Origin of the sequence: Alicyclobacillus sp. SO9 (assembly GCF_016406125.1) — a bacterium.
GTDB lineage: Bacteria > Bacillota > Bacilli > Alicyclobacillales > Alicyclobacillaceae > SO9.
Genome location: NZ_CP066339.1, coordinates 1,488,930 through 1,511,533, shown reverse-complemented (window position 1 = coordinate 1,511,533; position 22,604 = coordinate 1,488,930). Strand labels below are relative to the sequence as shown.

Below are 22,604 nucleotides of genomic sequence, written 5' to 3'. Positions count from 1 at the left end.
CTATCGGGAGTTGTACGATGCCTGCCCGGAATTCTGTCCACCTGACAATCCAAGTCATTCAGAAGAATCCAGAACTGCAATTCATCCTGCGTTCGAGTCGCAGCCAAGGGCTCAGGCTCCGGTTACGCCAACGACCGTCACGCCAACACCGGTTACACCAACAACCGTCACGCCAACACCGGTTACGCCAACACCGGTTACATCAACACCAGTTACGCCAACACCGGTTACATCAACACCAGTTACGCCAACACCGGTTACACCAACACCGGTCACGCCAACACCGGTCACGCCAGCACCGGTTACATCAACACCAGTTACGCCAACACCAGTTACGCCAACACCGGTTACACCAACACCGGTCACGCCAACACCGGTCACGCCAACACCGGTCACGCCAACACCGGTCACGCCAACACCGGTCACGCCAACACCGGTCACGCCAACGACCGTCACGCCAACGACCGTCACGCCAACACCGGTCACGCCAACACCGGTCACGCCAACACCGGTCACGCCAACACCGGTCACGCCAACACCGGTCACGCCAACGCCGGTTGCACCAGCAGGACAGATTTCTGTACGCCGGACGCTATCCAAAAAGCGTGAAAGGACCGCTTTACCTGCAAATAACCTTGGTTCAACGGCAGCTCCCTTACAGAGAACGGGTGTATCTACGAAGTATCCAACTATATTTATTAAGAAGTTGCGTGTTCCACACCCTTCAAGTAAAGCGCGTAGAAGGTGAAGAGAATGTAACAGAGAAGCAGAAAAAGGGGTTGCTCCCGTTCTCAGGAGCGACCCCTCAGTTTTAAGCCGGCCTCTATCAGCGTTTAGCGTTGCTTGGCTTTCATTTTCCAGCCCGCACTGGCCATTTTTCTGCGGACGTAGGCAATCTGTCCTTGTAACGGTACGCCAACGGGACAGTTGTCGTCACACGCCATCAGACCGATGCAACCAAACACGCCGTCTTCGCTGCCTACGACTTCGAAATACTCTTGCTCGTCGCGCTTATCACGCGGGTCTACCATAAACCTTGCAACGCGGTTAATACCTGTGGCACCAATGAAATCTGGCTTCAGGTTCGCAGTCGCACAACCGGCTACGCAGACTCCGCACTCGATGCAACGCTCTGCCTCATAAATCTTCAACGCAGTGTCATTATCCATCCGCTCTTCCTGTGCAGATGGGTCAAACTCTGACTCTTCATGAATCCAAGATTCAGTCTTCATGGACATTTGTCTGAACCAAGTCCCCGTGTCAACGGAGAGGTCGCCGAGCAGCTTAAATGCAGGCATGGGCATCAGAGTTGTCAGGTCTGGCAGGTCTTTTGTCAGTGTTTTACACGCCAGTGTCGGTTTCCCGTTAATCATCATGCCACAAGAACCACAAATGGACGCGCGGCACACAAAGTCGAACTTCAAAGTCGGATCTTGCTCATCACGAATTTTATTCAATACAACGAACAGGGACATGCCCGGTTCTTCCATCAGCTTGAAGTCTTGTAGACGCGGTTTTACTTCTGGCGTTTCTGGGTCATAGCGAAATATCCGAAACGTCAGCTCTCGCTGTGCCATACTTGTCTCCTCCTTCTTACTTCTTCTTCAGTCCGGCCTTACTTCTTCTTCAGTCCGGCCTCATTTCGTCTTCGGTCCGGCTGTGGCTTCTCCATATCCGCGATCTCCCGGTTGCGACTCGGTAATTGTCACAGGTTCGTAATGGAGTTCCGGTTCAGAGGAACCTTCACGCCAATAGGACAAGGTACGCTTCAACCAGTTCTCATCATCGCGTTTTGGATAGTCTTCACGGAAGTGACTGCCCCTGCTCTCCGTGCGAGCATAAGCTCCTTTGGCAATGCTGAGTGCCAAACGAACCATTCCGGGAAGCCGCAGAGCTGATGCCATTTCGGGATCGCCGCCTTTGCCGCTGCCGCGAAGCCCAATGTGCAAAGAACGCTCGTGCAGTTCTTTCAATTCCTTGACGGCTTCCTCAAGGTGTTCACCTGTGCGGAAGATATGAACCTTTTCGCTCAACACCTGTTCCATTCTCTTGCGAATTTCCACGGCATTTTCCTTACCGTTTTTACCCTCACGCAAATCATCGATTCGTTGCTGCTGCTTATGCAGATGCTCCTCAATTAATGAAGAGGAAACATTGAGTGAGGCATCCTGTGTAAACTCGGCAATCTTCTCACCAATGATTTTTCCTGCCACAACTGTTTCCGCAAGGGAGTTGCCGCCAAGACGGTTAAACCCATGCAAGTCCCAGCACGCAGCTTCACCCAATGCGTACAGATTCTTCAGCCCATAGGCCTGCCCGTATTTGTTTGTCCTAATTCCGCCCATACTGTAGTGCTGTGTGGGGCGTACCGGTATCAGTTCATGAATGGGATCAATGCCGTTAAACTCGCGACAAATAGTAGCGATCTCACGCAGGTTTGTATTAATATGCTTTGCACCCAAATGCCTGATATCCAGCCATAAGTGGTCACCATATGGGCTTTCAACCCCGTATCCCGCACGAATATGCTGCATCATGCGGCGAGAAACGACGTCGCGCGATGCCAGTTCTTTTTTCTTAGGTTCATAATCTGGCATAAAGCGGTAGCCATTTTTGTCGAGCAGATGACCGCCGTCGCCCCGAGCTCCTTCTGTTATCAAAATCCAGGAAGGAACAATGCCAGTGGGGTGAAACTGTACGGCTTCCATATTGCCTAAGGGAACAACCCCTGTATCTTGAGCAACAAACATGCCTGAGCCTTCATTGATAACGGCGTTGGTTGATGCGCCGTACAAGCGCCCGTAACCGCCCGTCGCAATCACAGTCGACCGAGCTGTGTATACAATCAGTTCACCGTTGCGCATATCGCGGACGATGGCACCGTAACAGGTGTCTCCGTCTTGAATAAGGCTGAGGGCTTCAACGCGATCGTGAACAGTAATTCCGTATTTCATAACCATACTATCCATCGTATAGAGCACAGTATGACCGGTTCCATCCGAGGTGTAGCAGGTACGCCATTTGGCTGTTCCACCAAAGTTTCTAGCTGCAATCAGACCGACCTTTTCCGGGTCTTCATGAATTTCTTCACCCTCATAGATTCTCGGTTCTGTTGTTACGCGGCTCCAAGGAACACCCCAATGGGCCATTTCCCTCATGACAATGGGAGCGGTTTCTGCGAACATCCGAGCAACATCCTGTTCACAGCCCCAGTCCGATCCTTTCACTGTATCCATAAAGTGAACGTCCGGGCTGTCTCCCTTACCTTTTGCGGTGTTTCCAAGTGCAGCCTGCATTCCTCCCTGAGCCGCGGCACTGTGTGAGCGACGAGGAGGAACCAGGCTGAGCAATGTCACATTCAGACCGCTTCTTGCAGACTCAATGGCGGCACGCTCTCCTGCCAAACCAGCGCCAATTACAAGTACGTCGGTTACATGGGTATCGTATTGTGCCATCAGTGCGCCCCCCAGGTGAACAAAATCACGATTGAAATAATGCCTATGATGATAAATAAGAGGCTAATGACTTCGAGTACGTGCTTCATCTTGTGGTGCTGGACATAACCCCATTTTACAAAGATACGATACAGTCCCACACTGGCATGGTACTCCGACAAGAGCAGCAACACAGCGTAGAAAATCAAGAATCCCCAGTAGTGCATCCGAGTGCCGCTGAGTGCTGGACTGATGCCAAATCCAGTGACAACCGTAATGTGAATGGCAGCCAACACAAGAATGGCTGTTCCCGTAATTGACTGAAACACCCATGACCAAGTGTCATAGTGGTGAATCAGCTTGGCATGCTGCCAGACTATTTTTTGCTCACGATACTGTCGAGGCATTCTGCGCATAACGGTCCCGACATGCATACCAAAGACCAAAATCAGAAAAATAATGGTCAGATACAGAGGTGACAGCACTTTGCCTACTTCCGTACCTGTACCCCAGGTCTCCATGAAGCTGGCTAAGGAGCCGAAGGTAGTTTTACCGATAATGACCGTGCCTACAAAAATCATATGAACCCATAAAAAAAGTACCAAAAGTAGTCCGCTTATCATTTGAACTGTTTCGACAACGAAGTCAGCACGCGGATTATAACTCATTGCCCGATGAAGCTGCATGTTTGATTTCCCCTCCTTGGTACCTGTTTTGAATCAGGATGGCCCCACACTCCGAGCAAACACGAAAAGGGATCTTCAAATCGTATTCATCGTCGCCAAAATTGGATGGATCAGAGCGCATTTCCACAATAATCGGCTTGTTGCAACAACTGGACAGTTCCATCATTATCTCTCCCTACTATCAGCATAGTTGTGAGACAACCTGAGAAAATGAGACCGCGCCAAACAACCAGGGTTCAGAGTCTCGACGCTACAACCTCCTCCCCTATGTACGATGATGATCTCGATGCCTCTATTTGAAGAGATGCTCTAAGATCCGCGGTTCAGAAGAATATCCTCAGTTTGCAGAACTTCCAGTCAAAGCCAAAATGTGAATTTTTCGTACCTCCGATAGTTACTACTTTTTCTATCCAATGCATTTTGCTGGAAAATGAAGCCCCTATGAGGGTATTCTAGCACTTAATAACTCCAGCGACGTGATTACAACAGACTATTTCCATTAGTCTATAAGTGTCGAATGTCTTTTATGAGATCCCCTTTGTCAAGAAACTTTACAGATGGCGCAAAAGTTTTGTAAATTGAGAAAACCAGCCATGAAGAAGACCATCCTGTATATCTGTATAACGTAAAGCTAGCATAAATACCGGCAAATTTTTGGTAACTGGAAAAAGATTTGATGAACGGAAACAGATTCACCACAGTTTGGACATGTTCACACAATCCAGTGAAACCAGAGCCAGAAGGATGCCGAACAGACACTGAATGGCTGCAGCCTAAAAAAAGCGGTGAAAATATGCTGAACACAATTTCGCGCGAAGTCACAGACTGGTTGCTCAGCAATGGTATGGAGACTATGGATATTTACCCTTTGCAGGGACGCTTTCGCGCCAGTCTTTTTTCTATTACGGTGAAAAATGCGTCTGGGCAAATCAAGGATTTGATTTGTAAAATCAGCTCCAACCAAGGGGTTGAAGTACACTTATACCAAGGCCTGTTAGGCGCAGAACCAGCTCTTGCACCTTCATGGTTAGGAACTGTTCAGACACAGGCAGGAACGGCACTCGTGCTGGAACGTTTCGGAAGGACGCTGACTGAAACTGTAACCGGGCTGTCAGCAGCCGGACGAATGGCACTTGTGTCAAAGGCAGCAGTGAAGCTAGCTGAAATGCACGGGAAGCTGGAACACCAGGTAGAAGCGCAGCGGCGAGGCGACATCCTTCCGACCTCACTGGAAGCCGTTGCAAAGCCGTGGAGACAAATGGCGTTGGACGAATTGAGAGGACTGCGAGACAGGTCTGGGTTGGTGAATGAATCTGACGCAACTATTCATCTGACGGACCTGTGCACTATAGCGCAACGGTGGGTCGACACAGCACACAACTACTACACAGACACAAATTCTCGAATCACGGTTACACACGGAGACCCCCATTTGGGAAACTGGCTTGTGCGAGGCGAGGAGTTGCGGATGGTTGACTGGGAATATGCTGGTTTGTCTGTACCGCAAAGAGATATAGCCATCTTTCTGCAGGATATTCCCAATCTGAAGGAGCAGCAAACACTTTACGAGACATATGTGCACACCTTGCGAAAACACGGATGGGATACAGATTCAAAGCAATTCAAGAAGGATTACTTCATACACTTTCTCGACAATACACTGATGATGCTTGGATGGGATATTGCCAGTTACAGGGCCGGTACATTGGACGCGGATGTTTTTTGGGAAATGATAAGCACAAAGTCCGTGTGGATTCGAAGCAGTGCTGCCTTTGTGCTCTCACTTTAGCAGACCGTTGCAGTTGAAATTCGGTACCGATATGTACTTAGGATATTTGCTCTTGCAGTACATTCTTTAGCAATGACGACGGTGTGGTGGAATAGAAAATCTGGAGTCTGTGCAAAGCACGAGTGCATCCAACATATAAGAGTTTGGCTGCCAGTGCAGTAAAGGGATACGTTTCCTCATTGACGTCCGTGATGAATACAGCGTCAAATTCCAAACCTTTAGTCAGATACACAGGGACAACTGAGATACCTCCGGCATACGGTTCATCGCTTTTGTCAATTAATTTTACGGAAACACCGCTATGGCGTAAGTCATCATACAGTTGTTTGGCAGAAGCTGTGGATGGCGTAACCACGGCAACGGTTTCAACGGTCTCCTGCCACGTGTCTAAGACCCTGGCAATGCTGTCAGCTTGATTGGATTTTTCGACGTGGTGGATGGAAACGGGATCGCCGCTGCGAAAGACGGGTTCTGCCTTGGTGAAACCAGAAAATTCCTGCAGGATGTGATTTGCAAATTCAATGATTTCCATCGTTGAACGATAGCTCACATTGAGCTGAAAATACGCTTGCTTTTCGGTTTCGAACAAGTCCATAAATTCCGCCCAGTCTGTAATGCCCTGGTAAGTATGGATGCTCTGCGACAAATCACCAAGAATGGTAAATGATTGAGATGGACAATACTCTTTAAGCACTGCAATTTGAAGCGGAGAGAAATCCTGTGCTTCATCGATAACTACGTGATGGAAATTGTCTCTTGCATCCATTCCATTTAATTTCAGATTCAAGTACAACAAAGGGGCCAGGTCTTCAGCCTGTACCTGAGGGCGATTCGATTTTTTGCCTTTGCCTTTGGTGACTTCTTGACTCGGCACCGAAAATCCAGGCAACACTTCATTTAACAAACGCTGGTACAGGTCAACAGCCTTTACTTCAGTCCACTTGGTTCGGTAGGAACGAAAACGAGAAGCGGCCTGTTTCTTGATTGCTCCGGTTTTATCATCCTCTTTCACACGCTTATATTCTGATTCATACCAGCGTTTGATCCGCGCTAAGACCCGCTCACGTCGCGTTGCCAGGGGATAATGAACATACTCTTTTTGAAACCAGTGTGCAATTTGAGAAACGGGAAGTACCTGTCCGGGCCATGGTTCAAAGTCGTTTTGCGGAATGAAGTCGGCTTCCATTTGCTTGAGCCGATGGTCCATTCTTCGCAAAAGGTCGATCGATCCCTTTACACGAGACAGTTCAAATTCTTGAGCGTGCTGTTCCTGTTTCTGGCCGAACCAACGCTCAAGCTGACCTTCTGACGACTGCAACTTCACTTCGTAGTTGAGCACTTTCAAGGCCCATGCCGTAAAGGTCGTCTGCTGTACTCCGCCCACGCCAAGCTCTGGCAACACATCTGAAATATAATCCATAAACATTTCGTTCGGTGCAAAAATGACCATGCGTTCTGGGTTTAAACGGTCGGCATATTGGTACAGCAAGTATGCCAAACGATGTAAGGCCACGGTCGTTTTTCCGCTTCCTGCAACCCCTTGAATGACTACCGCTTGGCTGCGCACAGCTCTGATAATTCTGTCCTGCTCTGCCTGAATGCTGGATACAATGTCACGAAGTCGATTGTCCTTGTGTTCTTCCAAACGGTACAGCAAAAACTCATCTGTCACATTTAAGTTGTCCTGTCCAGACACGTAGCTGTCTACCGCCCGCTGGAGTTTGCCGTTTCGAATCACGACATTTCTCTTTAATGAAACTCTTCCGCGCACTTCCCCTTCCTGCGTTTCGTAGGAGCTTTCTTCCTGCCCTGCAAATGCATAGAACATGCTGGCAACAGGCGCACGCCAGTCAATGACCATGCGGTTACCGTCGTCGATGTCCTCTACTCCCCGTTTTCCGATGTAAAGCGCGGCCGGCCGTGCCTCTCCTTCTTCCTGAAAGTCCAGCCTTCCAAAATACGGTTCACTCTGCGATCGCGTTAGACCGTCGAGGTGCACTTCCCGCAGTCGTTCGACCACACGGGCAGCTACTTCTTCAGCAGTTTCTGCCTCATCTGTGTCACGTCCGTCGTCTGTGGATGCGGTTTGTGCACGTTGGTTAAGATAATCAATCATTTCTCTGATTCGCTCGAGTACAAACGTAAGATGAAGCTGTTCCTCCTTGGCAGCATCTGCCACGGTCATCCCTCCATCTAATTGAAATTCAACTGCCCAGCAGAGCTCAATGCCCCAATCCAAATGCAAATGCGGAATTTTAAACTTACCACAGCGTTCTCACCTCTGCAACTGCATCGCAAGTGTAAATCAAGGACTTGTCACCGGACTTGGTCTGAGGTGTGAAGTTCTCTCACAGAAGCAATGAAGGATACAGCACGTGCATGGCCTGCATGAGGTTCTGTGAAAGCACTCATACTAGCTGTGTAAGGAGGGCAAACACGTTGAGTACTGGAGAACACCACGATACCATATCTGATTTGGGTTTCACGATTCCTGCTGAAGACCTGAAGTATGTAAATGAATATACGGGCCATTGGGAGTTATCTGGCTCTGGGTCTGTCCCGGAAAACTATTGGCTCGTAACAAAGGACGGTCAAGGCCACCCAGTCAACGGGCACCTCAGCCCGCAACAGATTTTAGATTGGGGTAAGGACCAGGGCTGGGAGTGCGCGTATGTTGCTCCATATGGGCGGCACGTGGTCGGAGCAGAGGATGAAATCCAGTTGCACGAATGGCTGCAAAGCCGCAAGCGAAAAGAACAGGAAGACGACTACAACCGCCAACACTGAGCTTGCCAAAACAGACCTGCCCCAAGGCAGGTCTGTTTTCAGGTCCATTCCTCCGTGCATGTTCCTCAAATTCTGTCCAACCCGAGGATGAAAAATGGTATAAACGATTCATGCACGAAGCCTTTCATCCTGTCTATAATTGAAGTATCAAGGTAACTGGATTGATGAACAGATGGGAGCGATGAAAAGTGTTATTCGCCAGAGATATCATGATACGAAATGTCTATACTGCACATCGCGACGACAAAGTTCAAACAGTGTTGGAGAAGTTCGCCCAATATCGAATCAGCGGCATGCCGCTAGTCGACGACAGCAACCACATTGTCGGATACATCAGTGACGGTGACATCATGAGGTATCTGGGAAAACACGTGGATACATCGGTTACATCCTGGATTGGAGCAGTTGGCTTCTACTATGGAGCGGCCATGAACGATGATGCCTACAATCGGGTAAACTTCGACGAACTCAAGGAAAATGTTCAGGATGTGTGTCAAAAGACAGCCGGCCAAGTTGGGGTACGAAGAGTCATTACCATCGACGAAGATGACAATCTAGTGGACGTAGCAGACACACTGTCCCGACGCAAAATAAAGAAAGTGCCCGTAACCAAGAACGGCATTCTAACTGGGATTGTCAGCCGCGGAGACGTGGTACGGGCAGTCGTGCAAAAAGTTCTCACATTGGACAACGTTGAAGATGAAAGGAAACCGTCTTAGGATTGGTCCGGTTTCTGTCAGCGTTAAGCAATCCAATGTCCACCATAGTAAATGTAAAAGATGGAGCACTGGGCCAAGAACATCAGAGCGGCGAGGACTATCTTGCTCTTCGCCGCTTTCAGACTGACCGCAGGCAACCAATAGCCCGGCCACAGCATGACCGTAAAACGGGGAACACTGAGTAAATAATCGTGAACAGAGACAGCCGGAGCTGAGAAAACAATCAGTGTGAGCGCAAGTGCATAACCGAGATGAATGTAATCGCGCTGCCGAAACAGCCAGGCTGTGACAAAGATGAACCATATAGCTGACACAGCTTCCATCGTCTTATACGCAACGTGTTTTAATGGCAAGAAGTGCTCCGCTGCCAAGAGTAACGTTATAAAGGGAAGTGTAAAGGTCCGGTGCCACACCTTTTCGGCATCCATAAAAGCGAATGCATCGTGAAAGGTCAACAAAGACCACACCAAGTACAGGATTCCCAAAATCAGGGGAACAACAAAGACCCACAGACGACGAAAACGAATTCTCCCCAAAATCGCAGGAGCCGCAATATACCACCCTACCAAGAATCCGGTATTTCTTGTTAAAGAAGTGATAGACATTAAATTCGCTGCAAAAAACAATCGATTTTGTTCAACCATCCAAACTGTCCAAAGTGCGAAGGCAAGGTACACTGGCTCGCTGTATGGCACTTGGGTGTAAAAAGCTGTTGGAAAAGCCGCGGCAAAAACAACAGTCCACCTTGCTGTGCCTGGTGATTGTTCAACTTCCACAATTCTCGCTAATGCATACAGTGCGAGGATCCATCCGAGTACTGCCACCCATTGTGCTGCCATCCGATACGAAAAGCGAAAAATCAGGTGAAACATATGAATTAGGACGGGATAAACCGGTAAAAACGGTGTGGCGCTTTCTTTGACATACCCGTGTTCGGCGATGTGTACAAACCAGGTTGTGTCCCATTGGTCCCAGCCAATATGTACGGGATGAGGCGCAGTGAAGTGAAACAGGACTGTGACTAAGAAAAGTCCAAGCCTTTGCAGCAATACTGCCACAATGACAAACGACCACCATCTCAGCGCGGGAAATCTCACACGATGAGAGAGGGAAAGTACAGAGTAAACTTCAACCACCCCTTTCTGTCCGAATGGCAACAAAGTATGGCTGCATGGCTTGCAAGGTCAATGCATACTGCGGCAGTTCTTTGTCCAGCATACCTTGCAAGAGCAGTTCGACGTCAATCATCCAACGAATATTCGTCATTAAATGGTACAATACAAACAAGGTTGTGCCATCTGCAAGCGCCAGCAACAACGTATGATGTCAAATTAGAAGGAGATGTGGCATGCTCAAAGGGCTGTTTCTGTTTGGACTGTTGCGTTTCATTACTGGAAACACTTGGATCTCTATTATTCTCATTGTTATCATCTACTACTTTATTGATAGAAGATATATCGGTCTGTTCCCCAGTGTCATTAAGCCTTTCCGGAGATTAATGCGGACTTCAAATCTACGCAGACAAATTGCCATGAACCCCCACGATATGCCAGCAAAGTACGATTTGGCGCGGACCTACATGGAGAAAAGGCAATATCGCGGTGCTTTGCGACTACTTGAAGACCTTTCCGACACAATGAAGGAATCCGAAGACGTTGTGTACGATACGGGCGTGTGTTATTTGGCCCTCGGCAACCTGGAGAAGGGAGAACAGTTGGTCTTAAGGTCCCTCGAAAAGAACAAACAACTGCGCTATGGTGAACCCTATTTGAAGCTCGCTGTTGCGTATAGTTCTTCAGACCCGGACAAGGCACTGCGGTTCGTGCAAGAAGTTCAAAGCTACAATTTTTCTTCTTGCGAATCCTACTATAGAATGGCACAGTTGCACCGACATTTTGGCCGTAAGCAAGAGGCACGCGATGCGCTAAGACAATGTCTTGACACCTACCGCGTACTCCCCCGATTCCGCAGGCGAACAGAACGCCGGTGGGCTGTGTTGGCCTTGCTGCAGTCTGTCTTGCCTTCATGACACGCGTCAGAAAAGCATGTTTCGCCAACCGAACGGGAAGGGTACCTGAGTCATCACGGAGTAAGCCTGCTGCCTGCCATCCAAATTCGCAGCGCATAGGCAATCCACTTTAGCACATCTTTATGGGAGGCCAATAACTTCTGCCCCCAGAATCCGTTCATCTTGGAAACAATCACGTCAAAATCATCATTTTTTAGGCGTTCCATAAAACGCCGTAGAACCAGCGATTGCTCGAACGATGTTCGCAAAGCCCGTGTCGTCTCGGTATAGTGCGATATGCCGCAAATGTCGTCTGCTGCATAAATGCCGGACAACACAGATGGAAACTGGCCAAACCCAAGTAAGGGCATTAGTGTGCCAAAACAGTTCCCCGTAAAAAATGTATTCCCAACCCTGGGCGTTTCGCAGATTCCCATTATATAATTCGAAACCGAAAACCCATCTGTGACCTTGAGCTTCTGGTTTAACTGCTTTCTCACCGATTCAAAAAACAGGTCCCAGCGGTCTTCTTCTATTCTAAATAAGTCGTGCGGCAACGAACCAGACTGCGATTTGTCAGAGGGAGGCTGCGGAATTGCAAGTACAACATTGGCCTCTTTCTTTGAATATGGAATGAAGTACCCGTAGCCTCCGGGCGCAAAATCGCAATTGAACCAACAGGCAACCTTTGACCTGGAAAACTCCCCTTCCACGGTAACACCTTTCAAAGCAGCCCGACTCCCAACGCGAAATTGAGATATCTCCTGCGTATATGCTGCATCTCCGGTGGCAACAACAACATGGGTATATTCCCGCAAAAGCTGTTCATAGCTCACATTTGAATCATAGTGGATGGGGGTATTGAGTTGATTCACCAACTGCTGTTCCCAAGAATCCTGGTGTCGACCCCGTATCGTTGTGAAGCCCAAGTGGCCTTCAATGACAGCCTGTTGGTTCGGAGAGTTTATCTCGAGTGATTTCACATTTGATGCGGGAGACAAGTACAAATGATGTTTCTCGGCTAGATAACTTATCTCATCTGTAATCGGTCTTGAGAAGATAGAAACAAGAAGTTCAGCATTGACAAATCGGTTTCCTACGCTGCTGCGTTTTTCAAAAACAGCGGGTCGTATTCCATTTCGTTCCAGTTCGATGGCACATGACAGTCCAGACAGTCCCGCGCCCATTACTGCGACTTTCATTCTGACCCCCCTGTAGAGCCTCGTATTCCGACTCCATTGGCCTCATACTCTCAGTATGGCCTTTCCAGGGATGATCCATGCCGCTGTTACATGCCTTTTTGCCGATCACGCATCGCCCTCTGAATCTCTCGATTTGCATCGCGACGCTTCATTGTTTCTCTCTTGTCGTGCAACTTTTTTCCTCTCGCCAGAGCGATTTCGACTTTGCATAAACCGCGCTTTAAGTACACCTTCGTTGGAATCAGGGCATAGCCTTTCTCGCGAGATGCACCAACCAGCTTTGCAATTTCCGCCTTTTTCAAAAGCAGCTTTCGCGTTCTTCGAGGTTCATGATTGAACCGATTCCCCTGTTCGTAGGGAGCTATGTGCATATTGTGAAGAAAAACCTCTCCATCCTCCACACGGGCAAAAGCGTCTCTCAGGTTTGCCGATCCTTTGCGTATTGATTTGATTTCCGTTCCAGTCAGAACAATTCCGGCTTCATACGTCTCATCTATGAAGTAGTCGTGATAAGCCTTACGGTTCACTGTAACGGACTTCGTACCTTCTCCGTGTGCCAAACCTGTCTTCACCTCGTGTGTGGAACACAAACAGCGTTCCAAGATGTCAGAACGTGCGACGTCAAGTATAGTTCATCGTAGCACGGTTTTATTCTTTGAACAAGATTACTTGCTGCCAGCAGCACTGGGTAAGGTTAGGCTCACATGTTCGCAGAACAACCTCCAAACCTGAATAATATGACTTACAAGGCAAAATACTGTACACTAATTAAAACAACTGAACCATTGTGAAGTCTAGGTGAGTCGATGCCGCACACTGCCTTTCTTTTTATGATTTATCTCATTCCTGCAGCACTTTTGTTTCACTTCGCCGTAGAGAGTTTTTTCCGTAACCCTGCCAGAACCGAGTTTCAACTGGCGAGCCTTGCACTGTTCTCTGTCATGGCAATGTTTGTTGAGGAATTTATTCGTCAAACACTGCCCGTGTCTGACAGTCCCGCATTCGTCTTCTATGCTTTTGGAAATTTCGGAGCTCTGTCGGCCGCGTTTGTCATGCACTTCTATTTTAAACTCACGGCTTCAAGCCTTCGAATTCGCCCGCGCATTTACGTGCCACTAAGCTATATCCTCTTAGTTCCAACGGCACTGACGCTGTTATTCCAGCGTAACATCTATAACAGTAACGCCTTCTATGTGGCGGGGCCGTGGATTCAGCCAGTGTACAACACACAGTACTACATCGCGATGATAACAGGGATTACCGTGATTTTCGGTCTCACTATTCTGATGTACGCAGCCCGAAGACATGCTCCTTCTACATCCCTAAAAAGGCGCTTCACTACCCTCCTGATAGCGACGCTTATTATCGGCGTGTGGCACTGCATTTTTGGCATACTTCCTGGGATTGTTCCGTGGTTTCACAATTTGCCGCCGTATCCGTATATCTTTGGCGACCTGGTATGGCTGACTATCGTACGCTGGTCGATGTCCGCCCAAGAGCTTTTGCCTCACTTTGAAAAGCAATACCAAGCATTGTTTAATCTGGTGCCTGCAGCTATTCTGGTTGCGGACTTGGAGCTCTCCATTTTAGAAATGAATCCATTCGCAAAAAAATTATTTGGAGAGAACTTAAGAATGCTGACCGAACTCTTCCCAGAAGAGCAACGACATTACAAAGGCCTTTCACAGCTGTTTCAGCCCCAATCTGCACCCAGAAACTTTGAGACGGAACTGTTGCGCTATGACGGAACCCGCATGTCGGTGCTTATCAGTATAGGCTTTGTCGAAGTAGTCGGTGAGCCCCTGTCTATTTCGGTTATTCGAGATATCACTGACCGTAAAAACGCGGAGGAACAAATTGCACGTCTAGCTTACTATGACTCACTCTCAAGCCTTCCGAACCGAGCCTATTTTTATCAATTGCTTGAAATTCAACTCGACACAGCAGGTCCTCAGCCATTTGCTGTGTTGCTGATTGATATCGACCACTTCAAGGACATTAACGACAACTATGGTCACCAGGCAGGCGACACAGCGATTCAACAAGTTGCTGAGGTGCTCAATTCACTCCTTGACAAAGAAGACATTGCCGCAAGACTGGGGGGAGATGAGTTTGTTATGCTGCTGAAAGGGGATAAGAATTGTGTCCTTGAACAGGCCAATAATTTGGTGGAGACGCTGCAAAACAAAACGGTAGCACCAGATACACCTGAATTGCTGTCTGCCAGTGTCGGCATCGCCTTCTATCCTCAGCATGGAAATACTCGGGATACACTCCTTGCTGCAGCCGATATTGCTATGTACACGGCGAAACGCGCAGGGCGCGGCCAGTTTGCCGTTTTTCGTGTAGACTTCTCCGACCCGGAAACCGGCAAGTGATGTCTTGGTTCGCACATCCTCCACTGAATTTAGCAGGTACCCAATCCAAACGGTTTCGCACACACCGCTGCTGCTCACGGCCGATATTCAATGACGCCGTCACTTGTAAAGTGAACAAAGTCCTCCTTCACTAATTCTTTGACAAGATGAAACAGTGCCTCGTCCTTCTTCTTCGCTTCAACCATAATGTCGATGTCGGTATTCAGGGGCCGGACAACATCAAGAAAGGGCAAGATGTCCTCGGTGCGTATTAAATCAGCGTGGGCTCTCATATTAGCCTCGTCTTTCGGTGACGAGATATGGGCTTTGGGAGGCAGACCTGTGTCTTTCCAAGACTCAACAAACGGCTCAACTATGGAACTGAGTTGGCTGTCTTGCTCCTTATTGCACCGGTCATGGTGGATATCGAAAACGAGAGGAACTCCAATTCGGGTTGTCAAATCTTGAACATTTGCGGCCGTATAAATCTTGTCGTCGTTTTCCAGTGTCAATCGATTGCGAATTTCAACCGGGATATTCCCCCAATTATTTATAAATCTCTGAAGAGAGGCCTCTTTGTCTTGGTATGCTCCGCCAACGTGTATCACCATCTTCTCCTCTTTGAGATTCATGGCTTTGAACATCTGGACGTGATAATCCAAATTTTCAAGTGACCTGTGAAAGACATCGTTATCTGGTGAATTCAGTACCACAAAATGATCTGGATGAAAGCTCACCCTCATTTCATGACTTCTTACGAACTCTCCAATGTCGCGGAACTGCGGCTGTAGTTCTTCAAAAAAAGCCCAATTCTTTGTCTCGGGAACTCCATAAAGCGGAATTAACTTGGAAGAGAAACGATACACATAAATTCCGGAGTAGAAAGCATGACGCAAAATCCGCAAGGTGTTGCGAAGGTTGCTTTCGGCAATTCTAGTGACCTTTCGAAGAGCCGCTTCCCTATCTTCAAGGGACTGAAAGGTCTTATAGGTCATGGTTTTTGACGGAGAAGCATCTTTTAATGACAGCGCCATTGCAACAAACCCGAACCTGACTCGCAAAAGTATTCACCCCGAATTCAACCAGTGGAACTTCAGTCAATGGAACTTCAGTCAATGGAACTTCAGTCAATGGAACTTCAACCCACGTAACGCAGTAACTCCATCCCGATAACATTCCCCAAACATTTGACTCTTAGTCGAACCGAACATGCGAGACGAGGGACACAGCAACTAGCGTTCTAAAGTAGCTGGCGTCCTATGGGAGCACATGAAATAAGGGCTGTCCCACATACGGAAGTGCAGTTGGGAGAGCCCTTTGATACTACGAATAAGGGTAATCTAAATCATTTGTCTGTCTCTGGGTTATCGTTTATCGCCGCGGCTCATACGGTATGCCGTCGGCTGCAGGAGGCGTGCTGCGCCCCACTAAACCGGCTAAGGCCAGAATCGTTAAAGCGTACGGCAGCATCTGTAACAAATTTGAAGAAACGCCGCTGCTCTGCAACGCAATCTGAAGAGCTGTTGCGAAACCAAATAGGGCGCTTGCACCAAAAGCGCCAAAAGGCGTCCATTTGCCAAAAATCATGGCAGCAAGTGCAATGTATCCTCGACCGTTTGTCATATTCACATCAAATGAGTTGAGCATGCCGATGGACAGATACGCCCCGCCCATGGCGGATAAAATTCCGCTTAAAATGACTCCTGTGTAACGCAAACGCCACACATTCAAACCTGCTGTGTCGGCTGCCAAAGGATGTTCCCCAACAGACCGCATACGAAGGCCCATGTTGGTATGAAATAAAAACCAATGGGCTGCAAAGACAATGACAATCATGATATAGACCAACACGCTTTGATTGGAGAACAGTGTGCCCACGAACGGTATTTTGGACAAGCCGGGTATGGTGATACTCGGAAGACTTGGGGTTTTCGTCGGTGTTCCATTAAACCCAAAGATGGTGTTGAGCAAAAATGCAGTTAGGCCGGCTGCAAATATGTTCACTGCCATACCAAGAACCACTTGGTCAGCCGACAATCTGATTGCCGCCCAAGCAAAAACAGATGCAATGACGGCTCCCATAATCATAGCCATTAACAACCCCAACCACGGGTTTTGCGTCCAATAAGAAAAAGCTACGGCAAAAAACGCTCCAATCAACATGATTCCTTCCATTGCGATGTTGACCACACCTGTTCTCTCTGAAAAGGTGCCTCCGATTGCCGGTAAAGCCAACGGAACAGTCATTGCCAAAGTTGATGCCCACAACTGGGGTTGCAGCAATACGTCCATGAAATCACCCTTTCTCCGAGACGTTCAAAGTGTGTTTCCCGCTGCGCCGCTTGCGGTACCAAGTTCCGATCATAGGAATTAGGCGCTCCGCAGCAACAAAGAAGACAATGAGTCCAGTGAGAACATCCGTTAAACTTGCAGGGACACCGGATACCATTTGCATGTTATTTCCGCCGTAGTTAAGCGCAGAAAAGAATATCGCGGCCACAATGACACCAAAGGGATTGTTTCTCGCCAGCAAAGCCACAACGATTGCGGTGTACCCGTACCCGCTTGAAAAGCTGTCTACCAGCCGATGGTCTGTAGACGCCAACATCTGCACCCCGCCTGCCAGGCCCGCGAGAACACCACTGAGACCAAGGGCTAATACAGTATATAGAGGAACATTAATACCCGCATATTTGGCTGCTCTTTGATTCATCCCGACGGTTCTCAATTGAAATCCAACATTGCTTTTATATAGCAGTATCCATGTGACAATGACTGCGACGAGAGCAATAAAGATACCTGTTGTAAACTGTGTATGTGAAATTAAAACTGTCAGCCAAATTGACTTGTCCACCTTTGCAGATTGCGGAATGTATCCTTTCACTCTCATCGGCCCATCCTCAATCATGTAACGGGCCAGTGAAATGCCAATGTAGCTCATCATCATGGTGGTAATGACTTCATGAGCCCCCACGTAGGCCTTGGTCAACCCCGGAATAATGCCGCCCCAGAGACCCCCCGCAATCATGGCACCGACAAGGACCACTGTAAGATGCAGCCAGCCCGGCAGACTGTTAAAATGGTAGCCCAGCCACACAGCCGTCATAGCACCTACCCAATACTGGCCGTCGGCGCCAATATTAAAGAGCCCTGCCTTGAAGGCCAGCGCTACGCCGAGACCAGCCAGAATCAATGGAATCGAGCCGGCAAGGGTATTGCCAATGCTGTACCATCCACCAAAAGCACCCGCAAGCAGCGCGCCGTAAACGCTAAGAGGATTGTACCCAATGGCTGCCACAACAATGGCACCAATGACGATGGCAATGATGGAGGCCAGAACTGGCGTTAAGATTTGAAACCATGTTCTCCTCATGACTCAACCTCCTTTGCTTCTGCGTCCTTGACGCCGGTCATTAGGAGGCCTATTTTCTCACGAGTCGCCTCTGCGCCAGAAACAATTGCGACGAGTTCACCGTTATGAATAACCCCGATGCGGTCGGACAGACTCAGAATTTCGTCCAGCTCCAGCGAGACCAGCAAAACTCCACGGCCTTCGTCCCGCAAGCGAATCAACTGTTTATGAATGCCTTCAATAGCACCCACGTCCAACCCGCGAGTGGGCTGTGCTGCAATCATGAGTTTTGGGTCACGAGAGACTTCACGGGCCAAAATCACCTTCTGCTGATTGCCGCCAGACAAATCGTCAGCGTGACGCTCAGGAATTGGAGGCCTGACATCAAACTCTTTCAGCATCCGCTTCGTGAAAGTCAAAGCGGACCTGGCCTTGGTAAATCCAAACCGCGAAAATTCCCTGCTGCGAAAGTCCCTCAGAATGGAGTTTTCCACAAGACTGAAGTCGAGGATCAAACCATCTCGTTGCCTGTCCTGAGGAACGTATGCTATTCCGGCAACCGTTCTTGCCGCTGGACTGTGGTGGCGGATGTCTTTCCCGTCAAATCGGATTTCACCGCCAGTAACACGTGCCAAGCCGGCAATTGCATCGACCAGTTCAAATTGGCCATTGCCGTCAATTCCGGCCAAACCGAAAACCTCACCGGCTTTGACATCAAAAGAAACTCCCCGTACCCGGTCATGCTTGTCCATATCCTGCACCCACAGGTCTTTGACGGAAATGACGGGTGCACCCGGAGTCGCAGGCTTCTTGTTAATCTGAAGAACGACCTCGCGGCCCACCATCAAGTTTGCCAGTTCTTGCGGTGTAGCATCTGCAGTTTCCACTGTTTCTACAGTTTGACCTGCGCGCATGACAGTGACGCGGTTTGAGATTTCCTTAACCTCGTCCAATTTATGACTGATAAACAAGATGGGAATCCCTTCATCCCGTAAATGACGCACCACTTCAAACAATTCCCTGGTTTCCTGAGGGGTCAAAAGTGCGGTAGGCTCGTCCAGAATCAGCAGTTTTGCCTCACGGAACAGCGCCTTAAGAATTTCCACCCGCTGCTGCAGGCCAACGCTTAAATGTCCCACTTTGGCAGTAGGGTCTACGGTTAATTTGTATTGCTCGGACAGTGCCCGAACTTGTTGGTTGGCTTGCTTGCGGCGATAGCGAATCCGCCCTGGCTCGGCTCCTAGAACAATGTTTTCTGCCACGGTCAACGCGGGGATCAACATAAAATGCTGGTGCACCATGCCAATCCCAGCTCTGATTGCATCTCGAGGGCTTTGAAAATCAAGAGATTTTCCTTCCAAGCGGATATCCCCGGAATCCGGTTGGTACAAGCCGTAAATAAGCTTCATTAATGTTGACTTTCCCGCTCCGTTTTCTCCAAGGATTGCGTGAACCTCACCTGATTGGAGTGTCAGATTGACTTTGTCATTCGCAACAACACCAGGAAATGTCTTTGTCACGTCTCGAACCTCGAGGAATCCGTTCATCCGTCTCCTCCTTACTACTCACCCTAAATCAAAAAAGGGGAACGGCTGCAGTCAAAGTCCAAACTGCAGCATTCCCAGTAAGTATTATTGAAGTTTTGCCGACACTGTGATTTTTCCACTCTTGATTTCGCTGCGGTACTTTTGCACCTGAGACACAATGCTCTTCGGTACGGCACTGTTGGCAGGTGCGAGGCCCACACCGTTGTTGCTGAGGTCAAAGTATTGGTCTCCAGACTTGAATTTACCGTCAAGGGCCTGCTTGATGACATCGTAAGTTGCAGTGTCTACACCTTTTGTCGCACTTGTGATGACCGTCTTTGGCGCTAAATAGTTCTGGTTAGCATCTACACCAATCGCATAGACCTTTGCCTTTTGCGCAGCCTTAATCACACCGATACCCGTTGCTCCAGCGACCTGAAAGACAATGTCTGCGCCATTGCTGATCTCAGATTGAGCAATTTCACTCCCCTTAGCTTGGTCGCTGAAAGAGTTTGCATACTTAACGAGAATTGTTGCGCCAGAGTCCACTTTTTTCACACCCTGCTGGAATCCTGCAATATAAGATGTTACAGGTGGAATCTTTTGACCCCCTACAACACCAAGAATGTTTTTGCTGTTTAGGCGAGGCGCTTTACCCTGCTTCTCCATCATTCCAGCCATGACGCCTGCCAAATATCCGCACTGTTCCGTTTTAAACAGTGCGCCAGTTACATTAGGAATCCCCGTAATGGAATCGTCAATGATGAGGAACTTGGTTTTGGGGTACTCTTTCGAGACCTGTTTCACAGCAGAATCCATCAAATAACCGACTGCAATCACCAGGTTATAATGTTTCTGGGCAAAGGTCGTTAAATTTGAGACATAGTCAGAGGCCGATTTTGATGACACCACGTTGCCTGTCACGCCAAGCTGCTTCTCTGCTTTGACCAGACCAACGTCGGACAAGTGGTTAAAACCGTGATCGTTCAGACCGCCTGTATCCGTTACCAAACCGACTTTAAAATTGCTGTGTGCGCCGCTGCCCGAAGTTCCATTGGACTGATTTCCTCCGCCCGTCTTCGCACCGCACCCAGCCAGCATCATGGTCAGAGCAGCAACACTGGTAATACCCAGACCAACGTTCCACTTCTTACTTTTCATCATTATTTTCCCCCTTAACAAACTCAAAACTTCAAAACACTGTATAGACCGTTTTACAGTCTATCACCGCCCGGACCAATCTGCTAGACCTAAATTACACACAACCACACCCGCCTGAGTTGGCCAAAACAGCAGTTGGAAAAGCATTAAAATCCCCGGATGTTGCGGGCAACTGAGAAAAGCGGCGGACAATCTTGAGTCATTGCATCGTTTAGGTGCGGCTTGGGCGGACTACAGTCCGTTTAAAAAGACAAAGTTCCCCCGTTTAATATGTACTGCTTGGGAATATTAATGTTTGGAAAATAACCCAAGTTTCTTGTTGAAGTGTGCGGGATCTTGTCATCCTGTCCGAGACGCCGGACATCAGATGTCTTTGCATAGATTATGACTGAGACAAATACATTTGCGCAAGTCATATTTTAGCGAAATTGAGGATAATGAGAGTCTAATAGTTTGGCAACCCGCTGCATCGGCAGGGCCGTGAGTAGGCGCCCCTTTCTTCCTGCTATATCCTGATTGACCACAAGCGAGTTCAGAACCGCTTCCTCTGTAGATTCCACAACGGCACGAAAGTACTGGGACATAAAGGCCGCGTCTGAAGTAAAGCAATTTTGATAGGCGGCTCCACTGCCCGAACGAGGCACTGAGAAGGCGATGGCGATGTCGCCGCTGCCATGATGCGCAATCGATCCCGTTCGCGCAAGACCAAACGCAACCCTCTTCGCCAAACGCTTGAGCTGGCGTGAATCAAGCGGAGCATCCGTCCCAATCACGACCATCACCGAGCCATCACCCATTCCTGCGTCACCACTTTCGCTGGTGTTTGCTGGACTCTCACTGGCGTTTCCAGAAGCATCGTGGACACCGATTCCAGCAGGGTCAACTGGTGGTTGCAGGTACTGTCCAACAGGTACCCCCAGTATCATCAAGTCCTGTGCCTCTCCAAAATTCGTCAGAACAAGTGCGCCTAAAACAAAACTGCCTTCACTTGTTTCCACTTTTCTTGACGCGGTCCCAATTCCTCCTTTCCATCCAAAGCAGCGCATTCCCGTGCCTGCCCCCACGCTGCCTTCGATAACGGCACCGCCCTTGTGAGCACGCTGCAAAGCCTCAAGCGCATGGTAAGGCCGCACGTGCAGACCCCGCATGTCATTTAAATAACTGTCGTTACACTCCCCAACTACCACGTTTAACGAACCGCTGGTATCTCCAATTTCCGGGTGCTGCATCAACATATACCTCAGTGTCCCCTCTGTTACAGCAGGGACACTGAACGTATTGGTCAGCATGATGGGGGACTCAAGCTCGCCCAACTCCTCGACTTGGACTAATCCAGTCGTCTTCCCAAAACCGTTAATCACATGTACCGCGGCCGCGGGCTTATCTCTGTATAGATTCCCAGAGTGGGGGAAGATGGCTGTAACACCTGTGCAGACATCACGCTGGTGCCCAGCTTCGGGCCTGAGGGTCGCATGACCCACGGAGACCCCAGCTACATCTGTAATCGAGTTTTCAGGTCCCGGATCCAGTGTTCCAACTTGGTAGCCGTAGTCTCGGAATCTCTTCCTCACTCAACAACACCC

Annotated in this window: 20 protein-coding genes; 6 read left to right on the top strand and 14 right to left on the bottom strand. The window is 48.8% G+C overall.

Annotated elements, in window-relative coordinates; all coding sequences use genetic code 11:
* The first annotated feature begins 66 nt into the window (after positions 1–66).
* Positions 67–609: a hypothetical protein gene (locus tag GI364_RS25340; RefSeq protein ID WP_370541851.1), complete on the top strand. Its 543-nt coding sequence runs from the start codon at positions 67–69 to the stop codon at positions 607–609.
* Positions 610–833: 224 nt separating this feature from the next.
* On the opposite strand, the gene GI364_RS06765 is transcribed toward GI364_RS25340, so the two are convergent.
* Genes GI364_RS06765 through GI364_RS06755 form a run of 3 tightly spaced genes read right to left on the bottom strand, consistent with a single transcriptional unit; the run spans position 834 to position 4,120 of the window.
* The gene (locus tag GI364_RS06765; RefSeq protein ID WP_198852880.1) at positions 834–1,577 is read right to left on the bottom strand and encodes a fumarate reductase iron-sulfur subunit; all 744 of its coding nucleotides are present in this window, start codon (positions 1,575–1,577) and stop codon (positions 834–836) included.
* Between the two features lie 60 nt (positions 1,578–1,637).
* The gene (locus tag GI364_RS06760; protein ID WP_198852879.1) at positions 1,638–3,455 is read right to left on the bottom strand and encodes a fumarate reductase flavoprotein subunit; all 1,818 of its coding nucleotides are present in this window, start codon (positions 3,453–3,455) and stop codon (positions 1,638–1,640) included.
* The gene (locus GI364_RS06755) at positions 3,455–4,120 is read right to left on the bottom strand and encodes a succinate dehydrogenase/fumarate reductase transmembrane subunit (protein ID WP_198852878.1); all 666 of its coding nucleotides are present in this window, start codon (positions 4,118–4,120) and stop codon (positions 3,455–3,457) included. The genes GI364_RS06760 and GI364_RS06755 overlap by 1 nt, the downstream gene beginning before the upstream one ends.
* Positions 4,121–4,913: 793 nt before the next feature.
* Here GI364_RS06755 and GI364_RS06750 point away from each other — a divergent pair.
* Complete coding sequence (locus GI364_RS06750) at positions 4,914–5,909, top strand: phosphotransferase (protein WP_198852877.1); 996 nt, start codon at positions 4,914–4,916, stop codon at positions 5,907–5,909.
* A gap of 37 nt (positions 5,910–5,946) precedes the next feature.
* On the opposite strand, the gene GI364_RS06745 is transcribed toward GI364_RS06750, so the two are convergent.
* Positions 5,947–8,088, bottom strand: coding sequence for a HelD family protein (locus GI364_RS06745; protein WP_198852876.1), 2,142 nt, complete (start codon positions 8,086–8,088; stop codon positions 5,947–5,949).
* A gap of 260 nt (positions 8,089–8,348) precedes the next feature.
* Here GI364_RS06745 and GI364_RS06740 point away from each other — a divergent pair, with 260 nt between their 5' ends.
* Together GI364_RS06740 and GI364_RS06735 are read left to right on the top strand one after the other, a co-directional pair.
* Positions 8,349–8,696 carry a hypothetical protein gene (locus GI364_RS06740; protein WP_198852875.1) on the top strand — a complete coding sequence of 116 codons (348 nt, stop codon included), beginning with the start codon at positions 8,349–8,351 and terminating at the stop codon, positions 8,694–8,696.
* Between the two features lie 188 nt (positions 8,697–8,884).
* Complete coding sequence (locus tag GI364_RS06735; protein WP_198852874.1) at positions 8,885–9,415, top strand: CBS domain-containing protein; 531 nt, start codon at positions 8,885–8,887, stop codon at positions 9,413–9,415.
* 23 nt (positions 9,416–9,438) lie between these two features.
* Here GI364_RS06735 and GI364_RS06730 read toward each other — a convergent pair whose 3' ends face one another.
* Together GI364_RS06730 and GI364_RS06725 are read right to left on the bottom strand one after the other, a co-directional pair.
* The gene (locus tag GI364_RS06730) at positions 9,439–10,473 is read right to left on the bottom strand and encodes a mannosyltransferase family protein (RefSeq protein WP_198852873.1); all 1,035 of its coding nucleotides are present in this window, start codon (positions 10,471–10,473) and stop codon (positions 9,439–9,441) included.
* A gap of 70 nt (positions 10,474–10,543) precedes the next feature.
* Positions 10,544–10,702 carry a hypothetical protein gene (locus GI364_RS06725; RefSeq protein WP_198852872.1) on the bottom strand — a complete coding sequence of 53 codons (159 nt, stop codon included), beginning with the start codon at positions 10,700–10,702 and terminating at the stop codon, positions 10,544–10,546.
* Between the two features lie 61 nt (positions 10,703–10,763).
* Between GI364_RS06725 and GI364_RS06720 the strand changes: the two genes are divergently transcribed.
* A complete protein-coding gene (locus GI364_RS06720) occupies positions 10,764–11,444 on the top strand; it encodes a tetratricopeptide repeat protein (RefSeq protein ID WP_198852871.1) in 681 nt (226 codons plus the stop codon).
* 53 nt (positions 11,445–11,497) lie between these two features.
* Here GI364_RS06720 and GI364_RS06715 read toward each other — a convergent pair whose 3' ends face one another.
* Both GI364_RS06715 and smpB read right to left on the bottom strand, forming a co-directional pair.
* Positions 11,498–12,625, bottom strand: a complete 1,128-nt coding sequence (locus GI364_RS06715) for an NAD(P)/FAD-dependent oxidoreductase (RefSeq protein WP_198852870.1) — start codon at positions 12,623–12,625, stop codon at positions 11,498–11,500.
* Between the two features lie 86 nt (positions 12,626–12,711).
* Positions 12,712–13,185, bottom strand: coding sequence for an SsrA-binding protein SmpB (gene smpB, locus GI364_RS06710; protein ID WP_198852869.1), 474 nt, complete (start codon positions 13,183–13,185; stop codon positions 12,712–12,714).
* A gap of 246 nt (positions 13,186–13,431) precedes the next feature.
* Here smpB and GI364_RS06705 point away from each other — a divergent pair, with 246 nt between their 5' ends.
* Positions 13,432–15,003, top strand: a complete 1,572-nt coding sequence (locus tag GI364_RS06705) for a GGDEF domain-containing protein (protein ID WP_198852868.1) — start codon at positions 13,432–13,434, stop codon at positions 15,001–15,003.
* A gap of 74 nt (positions 15,004–15,077) precedes the next feature.
* On the opposite strand, the gene uvsE is transcribed toward GI364_RS06705, so the two are convergent.
* The 6 genes from uvsE to GI364_RS06675 all read right to left on the bottom strand — a co-directional run bounded on the left by uvsE (position 15,078) and on the right by GI364_RS06675 (position 22,592).
* Positions 15,078–16,043: a UV DNA damage repair endonuclease UvsE gene (gene uvsE / locus GI364_RS06700; RefSeq protein ID WP_198852867.1), complete on the bottom strand. Its 966-nt coding sequence runs from the start codon at positions 16,041–16,043 to the stop codon at positions 15,078–15,080.
* A gap of 310 nt (positions 16,044–16,353) precedes the next feature.
* On the bottom strand, positions 16,354–17,274 hold the full coding sequence (locus GI364_RS06695; RefSeq protein ID WP_198852866.1) for an ABC transporter permease: 921 nt from the start codon (positions 17,272–17,274) through the stop codon (positions 16,354–16,356).
* Between the two features lie 4 nt (positions 17,275–17,278).
* The gene (locus GI364_RS06690) at positions 17,279–18,355 is read right to left on the bottom strand and encodes an ABC transporter permease (protein ID WP_198852865.1); all 1,077 of its coding nucleotides are present in this window, start codon (positions 18,353–18,355) and stop codon (positions 17,279–17,281) included.
* Positions 18,352–19,881: an ABC transporter ATP-binding protein gene (locus GI364_RS06685; protein ID WP_198852864.1), complete on the bottom strand. Its 1,530-nt coding sequence runs from the start codon at positions 19,879–19,881 to the stop codon at positions 18,352–18,354. The genes GI364_RS06690 and GI364_RS06685 overlap by 4 nt, the downstream gene beginning before the upstream one ends.
* 84 nt (positions 19,882–19,965) lie before the next feature.
* The gene (locus GI364_RS06680; RefSeq protein WP_233096040.1) at positions 19,966–21,024 is read right to left on the bottom strand and encodes a BMP family lipoprotein; all 1,059 of its coding nucleotides are present in this window, start codon (positions 21,022–21,024) and stop codon (positions 19,966–19,968) included.
* Positions 21,025–21,440: 416 nt separating this feature from the next.
* A complete protein-coding gene (locus GI364_RS06675) occupies positions 21,441–22,592 on the bottom strand; it encodes a DmpA family aminopeptidase (protein ID WP_198852863.1) in 1,152 nt (383 codons plus the stop codon).
* Positions 22,593–22,604 lie beyond the last annotated feature (12 nt).